The sequence below is a fragment of the Pseudomonas sp. MF6394 genome, assembly GCF_002018845.1.
GTDB classification, from domain to species: domain Bacteria; phylum Pseudomonadota; class Gammaproteobacteria; order Pseudomonadales; family Pseudomonadaceae; genus Aquipseudomonas; species Aquipseudomonas lactis.
In genome coordinates, this window is sequence record NZ_MVOJ01000043.1 from 39,699 (window position 1) to 45,790 (window position 6,092).

Genomic DNA, 6,092 nt, shown 5'->3' on the forward strand with positions numbered 1-6,092 from the left:
ATGTCGAGCCTCAACACAGAAAGCTACATCGAACCCGCTCCGCTTCAGCTCGGCGCTCTACAGCAATGTGTGCTCGTCGATCTGACCGAGATGCCGAGGGTTGGTTTTCGCGGTCAGCAGAGCGCCGATTACTTGCAGGCCCGTGGCTTCAGCCTGCCGGATGCGCCGAACCGGGCGGTCACTCAGGCCGATGGCAGCCATGTGGCACGTCTGTCACAGACTGAATACCTGATCCTCGGCAGTCTTCAGGACCGTGGCGAACGCGTCGCCGATGAGGAAGCGCGCTGGGAGCTGGATCACAGCGCCAACTATCTGCTGCCCCGGGAGGACAGCCACGCCTGGCTGCACTTGAGCGGCGTGTGCATCGCTGAGGTCATGGCCAAGCTCTGCGGCGTCGACCTGCGCCCTGCCGCCTTCCCGCCGGGCGCAGTTGCGCAGACCTCTGCGGCGCGCATCAACGTGATCGTAATCAATCTGGGATCGAAAGGACAACCGACATTCCAGATCCTCTTCGACCGTGCGTCTATTAAATATTTCAAGGACGCGGTGCTGGATGCCATGGCCGAATTCGATGGGCAGGAGCTGGAGATAGAAACACTTCAGTGAGCTCTAACCTTGCAGCAAATCATTTTACCGGCAGTGGCGATTTCAATGATGTCACCGCCTGCAAACCATGGGACCACAGACAGTACAAAGGTCGTTATCAAGGAGTATCCATGAACATAGCTGAAGTGCCTGACAAGGAAGCCGACTACAGCGTCCCCGCCCTCGCCCGCGGTCTCAGCGTACTGGGTATGTTCAACGCCCACACACGCAGCCTGAGCCTCCAAGAAATCGCCGAGCGACTGGGCGTTAGCAACTCGGCGGTTTACCGCATTCTGTTCACGTTAACCAACATGGGTTATCTGAACAAGCACAACACCCAGTACGAACTCGGCGCGCGGGTCATCAGCGACGGCTTCAGTTACCTGGCAAGTCGAGACATCGTCGAAGTGGCGATGCGGCACCTCAACGAACTGCGTGATCGCACCTCGTTGTCCTGCCACCTGAGCATTCGCGAGCAGACCGATAGCCTGTACCTGTATCGCGCGTTTGCCGCGCAAAGGCTTTCCGTGAATATTCCAGTAGGTACCCGCATCGCCTGTCACTGCACGGCTATGGGCCGCATGCTCCTCACCTCATTGAGTGAAATAGAGCTAGGGCAGTTATATCAGCTTGTCCGGCTGGACGATTATCCAGCACCCGCACCGCGTACGTTGCTTGAGCTACAAAATTTGATTAGCGAAGACCGAGACAGGGGCTGGGTATTGCACCGATCCGATTACTCAACCGCAATTGCCGCGCCGATCAGAGATCATAACGGACACGTCGTGGCCGCGATCAATCTCTCCGGCCCAGATGCGGTGATGGACTCTGAGGACGTTAAAGAGCAATTTCGAGCTTTACTACTGGCAAGTAGTATAAGCATCAGTAATGAACTGGGTTATTCCCATCCATTTGGTTAGATGAAAATAGCGACTGTTTGGCGTCCCGTTAATACCTGCACTCCACTCTCATCCCACACATCTAAGCTCTGCAAAGAGTAACCATTACCGGCTTTTCGGCTAAATGTACGTATCAAAAACCAGCCACCTACAGTCGAAGGATTTGGTAAATCGAATGTCCAAGAAACAGTGCTAAATAACGCGGGCGCATCAAAACAAGCACTGACACCCGGTGGCACGCAATCAGCGAGTGCAATCAGCGCAACAGTGGAGTCGATGCCTTCGGCGTCAACATGTCTAGCCCAGACGATTAACTCTGGTATCGCTGCACCTGAAAACGGTAACGCACCGCCTGCCGGACGAAATTCAAAGTTTTGAGCGCAAGGAGGAGCATTATGGTCTAACACTAAAGTTGGGAAGATATGCGGACCACCTACATCAGGCATTCGCGTAAAATCGTGGATAATCTTACTCACCCGGGGGCGAGCAAACTGCATGACCATATGTAGAATATGCCTATCTTCAGACACAGTGTCTGCCACCATTGAGATCAGCGACTTCCCCTCATACAAGTGCGTCGCGCTGAACGTCTGAGATGCAGAGCAAGGACCCAAAAATGACACATGGGCAGACATCAGGGGGGGCAGTTCCTCTGGAGCCTCTAGCATCGCTGTATGCAACGAAAGCGCGGCGGACAAGCCACCATAAACGGTTCGTCCTTGAAGCCAGTCTGATGGTGGGGAAAACGGTTCAGTTGCTTTAAACTGCTGGAAAATATGGGTTAACGAACTCATTGCGTTCCCCGATCAGATGTATTGGGAATTAGAAGGATTGAACTTCAAACTTTACAAAGACTATCGAACCGAAATCATCAAGCCTATTAGCACTCTGAGAGATTGCTGTGGCTGTGTGACCGGTTGATTACGCGAACGAGCAGGAGTACAGCTGGGCGACAGGCGGTACTTATAGCGGTATGTTAGGTCTATTGTCGGAGTTTAAGCCACGGCGGCGGAAGCTGGCCATTATGGCGATCGGACTCCAGAAAAGCACAAAAACTGTCAAGCACTAGAATAAACGTTAGCTCATATTTTTGTGGTCGGCGCTGACCCCATTCAGGCCAGCGCCAGACTATCTATACAATTACCTTATACGAACTTCCTCGCCCTCACTTAATCACGATAGGGTTGACCGGAGCCCCGCTACCGCCTACAACCTTTAGTGGTGCTGCTGTATAAAGAAAAGTCCATTGACCATCACGTACGCAGTCTTCAGCGAGTGCATCCAGCGCGATGATCTCGCTGAATGTCACTCCTAAATTTCGCATAAGTGCATTATGCAGAGGTAACTGGACGCCGCTCACCGGATCAACAGTAACTTCGTTGGCGATTGTGTCGGTTACAAGGTTAGGAATTTCCATTTCATGAAACCAATGCACCAGCTCTGGGCTGAAGGTGAGACCAGGCTCTAGAAAATTGTCATAGAACTCTTCCGCTGAAACTTTATAAAACTTACCAATCCACCCAGTCCTGATAAGCAAAATATCATGCTTCTGGATCTCGACCCCCTGAGCCTTCGCGGCAGCGACGAGATCAACATGGTTGAATGTTTCACCTCGGTCCAAATATTCCTTGCCGCGGAATCTGGCCATATCGATCAAAATGCCACGGCCAACAATACCCCGCTCCGCTAATGGGAGGACGCTAGCCTTGCTAAGTCCTCCTACAGTCGTCATAGCATCAAATCCGTTATAAATCTGATCGCCATACCACGTGTGCCCGAGGGCATCGTACTGACTGGAACCTTGCAGATACATAACCATCATGTCATCGGCGTATTGAAGCCCTCCGGCAAGCGCGTCCGCCTTCCCGGCAACGTACATCCCTCGATCCATAACGTTCATTCGTTTTGCTCCGGTACGGCCCGGCCACACAGGGTCTCCATGGGGAGACCCCATGGGAACCTGCAGGGTAAACGTCTTACCCTGTCTGATGGCCGCAGCGCCCCGTAATACTTCATATGGATTTAGGAAGTTGAGCGCGCCCACCTCATCATCGTCCCCCCAACGACCCCAGTTTTTTGGCAGTTTTTCAAACAGTGCCGCGACACCTGGCACGTTACTTACGTCAGTACTTTCACACATAACGGACACCTTTTATTTTTATAGCCTACGAGGCGTTGATGGATCTTGTGTTCAGCCAACAAATGGCTGGTTTTCTACGCTCCATCGAATATGACGACAAACGTGCAGCCGATGAGAGCCTCTGAGCGGGTGGGGTTCTACCGCACTCAACCCATAGAAAATTTCCCAAAAAGTCTGTTAATAAGAACTTTTTTCTGAGCGCGCAAAAGTGGGTCGGTGAATGACACTCCTATCACGTCACTTGACCTTTGGATCGGGAGGGATGAACGCGCGCAGGAAAAACCTGAGATCAATATGAAGCGGCATCTGAGAGGCATCTGAGGTGCAAGGCCAATGCTTTTCAGGGGCTTTTTTTGCGTGGCTATGGATGAGAACCATGTGCAACCTCATATTTTTATTCTTTCTGGTCATACATCATTGATACATGTCTTACCAGATAGAAAAGCTAGCTACACCCAGCAAGCTTGTCAACTACAAAAAGTCGCAGCAAGCTCTTTGAACGCAACCTACCAGGCATATTGCACGAAGAAAAGGCGGCCTTGTCATGCAGCATTGGACTTGTAAGACCACCCTAAAATCCGCCACTATTCGGCATTACTGTTGCGCATGCTCAAAAACAGGATGGACAGATGAAAAGTGCGACCTCTCAAACGCCACAGCCGCTTCCGCTGGAAATCGTTCATTGGCTCACGGGGGAAATAAATTCAGGTCGATTGGCCACAGGTGATCAGCTGCCGAGCGAACGAAAACTGTGCGAACAGTTCTCCGTTAGCCGAGCTGTGGTGCGTGAAGCGCTGTCGCAACTCAAATTTGAAGACCTGATCACAACGCAACAGGGCAAAGGTGCCTTTGTCGCCAAGCGCGGAGAGCGGCACGCTTTTAGGCTGAGCGAGGTCTCGTTGGGCGAAGAAAACTCGCTCCTGCACATCTTGGAGTTTTTGATCACCATCGAAGTAGCTGCCACTCGTCTGGCGGCAACGCGTCACACCGCTGAGGACCTCAAAAGGATTCGCCAAGCTCTGATTGGCATGGAATATGCTATTGTCAACGATCGGCTAGGTGATGAGGAGGACTATGCGTTTCACCAGGCAATCTTTGCAGCGGCACATAACCCCCACTTCAAAGCGCTGAATGAGTATCTGGATCATAGTGTCCGTCGTCTTATACGCGAAGCACGAAGCAATACTGCCAAAAACTACCATGAGCTGGTCCAGGACGTACAAAACGAACACCAAGCAATTTTTTTGGCGATCCAAGCTAGAGACTCGGTGAAGGCGGGCGAAGCGGCAGAGCGGCATCTGCGTAATGCAGGCAAACGAATGAACATGTACATCGAAGACTGACACTCACGCCTTCTGTTCGATCCATCCTCTATCGGGTGACTTAACACCTGTGCGGAGAACGACGACCAGTGCTTATAATTGATCACAGATATAGAGGCTGGAGTGGAACGAACGCCTACTGGGCGGCGTCAACAGTTGATCAATACTACCACCATCATACAGCCGCTCCCCCGCTGCGCCGTTCGCTCCCATGCCGCCAATAGAGGGCAATGCGTTTATTGCAAGGGTCTGCCAAACGGAGACAAAAACTGCGTTGCTTCGACGGAAAATCTAGCAGCAAGTGTCAGCGCGTGTGAACTTCGACTGTAATTGCCGAAAAACTCTTTTATGCCACCCGAGTCTGCCCACAGTAGCATCGCCTTCTGTTGCCCAGTCACCCCATCAACCGCCTCCAACTCAACAGCCAAAGCGCCGTTGAGTAATGGACCAATCGCGAGGGAGGTAAGCGTGTTCAGCACTGGAGAGGCTTCCGTGATACGCGTAATGCGTACTTTGACACGAAGGATGGGATCAGCCACCCCCTCCCCGCCTGACAGGTAGAATTGTTTCTGCATTTCATTATGGAACTTGTCCTGTAACACGCCGAGAACTTCTGCACCTACCTCAGGGGAAATTTCTTCTGACCCGGCTGGAGAGATCAGAACCGGGTCAATTATCGCAAACCTATATCGACCAAAGTCGCCAGGTTGGGGAGGGATCGACATGACATTTTCTCCGCTCGGCACTAGCCCCTGATAAGACTGTGCCTGATCAGACCTCACTGGGGTATGCGATGCACACCCGCTTATGCTGCCAACCACAAGCGCTAACGCGAAGCCAAACCGCACCTGACACTTTGCCTTCGAAGGAGGGCATGACACCCCGCAAAACACTCTATTAAAAGGCTTCTTTCCAGATTCCAGCATAATTCTCACGTCCCTCTCAGGCATGGGAATGCCCAGGCCAGGGCCAAATATCATTAATTGGACGTCAGTGACCGTCATTCATCATGAAGCTAAGGATGGTCTGAAGTAGCCATGTATTTCCCCGGCATACCACCTAGCGCAACTTTTAAACTCGCCAAATGATCAAAAAACAATCAATTCGACGAGTATTTCTTACGTTTTCGCCACCCGGACCCCACTC

6 protein-coding genes are annotated in these 6,092 nt (G+C 52.0%); 3 read left to right on the forward strand and 3 right to left on the reverse strand.

Annotated elements, in window-relative coordinates:
* Complete coding sequence (locus MF6394_RS29950; RefSeq protein ID WP_070413555.1) at window positions 1–606, forward strand: sarcosine oxidase subunit gamma; 606 nt, start codon at window positions 1–3, stop codon at window positions 604–606.
* Window positions 607–716: 110 nt separating this feature from the next.
* Complete coding sequence (locus MF6394_RS29955; RefSeq protein ID WP_078468118.1) at window positions 717–1,505, forward strand: IclR family transcriptional regulator; 789 nt, start codon at window positions 717–719, stop codon at window positions 1,503–1,505.
* Here MF6394_RS29955 and MF6394_RS29960 read toward each other — a convergent pair.
* Complete coding sequence (locus MF6394_RS29960) at window positions 1,502–2,278, reverse strand: acyl-CoA thioesterase (RefSeq protein WP_078468119.1); 777 nt, start codon at window positions 2,276–2,278, stop codon at window positions 1,502–1,504. The genes MF6394_RS29955 and MF6394_RS29960 overlap by 4 nt on opposite strands.
* A gap of 371 nt (window positions 2,279–2,649) precedes the next feature.
* Window positions 2,650–3,624 (reverse strand): cyclase family protein, encoded by a 975-nt coding sequence (locus tag MF6394_RS29965; protein ID WP_054895803.1) that lies wholly within the window; start codon window positions 3,622–3,624, stop codon window positions 2,650–2,652.
* 629 nt (window positions 3,625–4,253) lie between these two features.
* Between MF6394_RS29965 and MF6394_RS29970 the strand changes: the two genes are divergently transcribed.
* A complete protein-coding gene (locus tag MF6394_RS29970) occupies window positions 4,254–4,967 on the forward strand; it encodes a FadR/GntR family transcriptional regulator (protein ID WP_054895804.1) in 714 nt (237 codons plus the stop codon).
* Window positions 4,968–5,182: 215 nt separating this feature from the next.
* On the opposite strand, the gene MF6394_RS29975 is transcribed toward MF6394_RS29970, so the two are convergent.
* Window positions 5,183–5,950 (reverse strand): DUF3313 family protein, encoded by a 768-nt coding sequence (locus MF6394_RS29975; protein WP_070413553.1) that lies wholly within the window; start codon window positions 5,948–5,950, stop codon window positions 5,183–5,185.
* Window positions 5,951–6,092 lie beyond the last annotated feature (142 nt).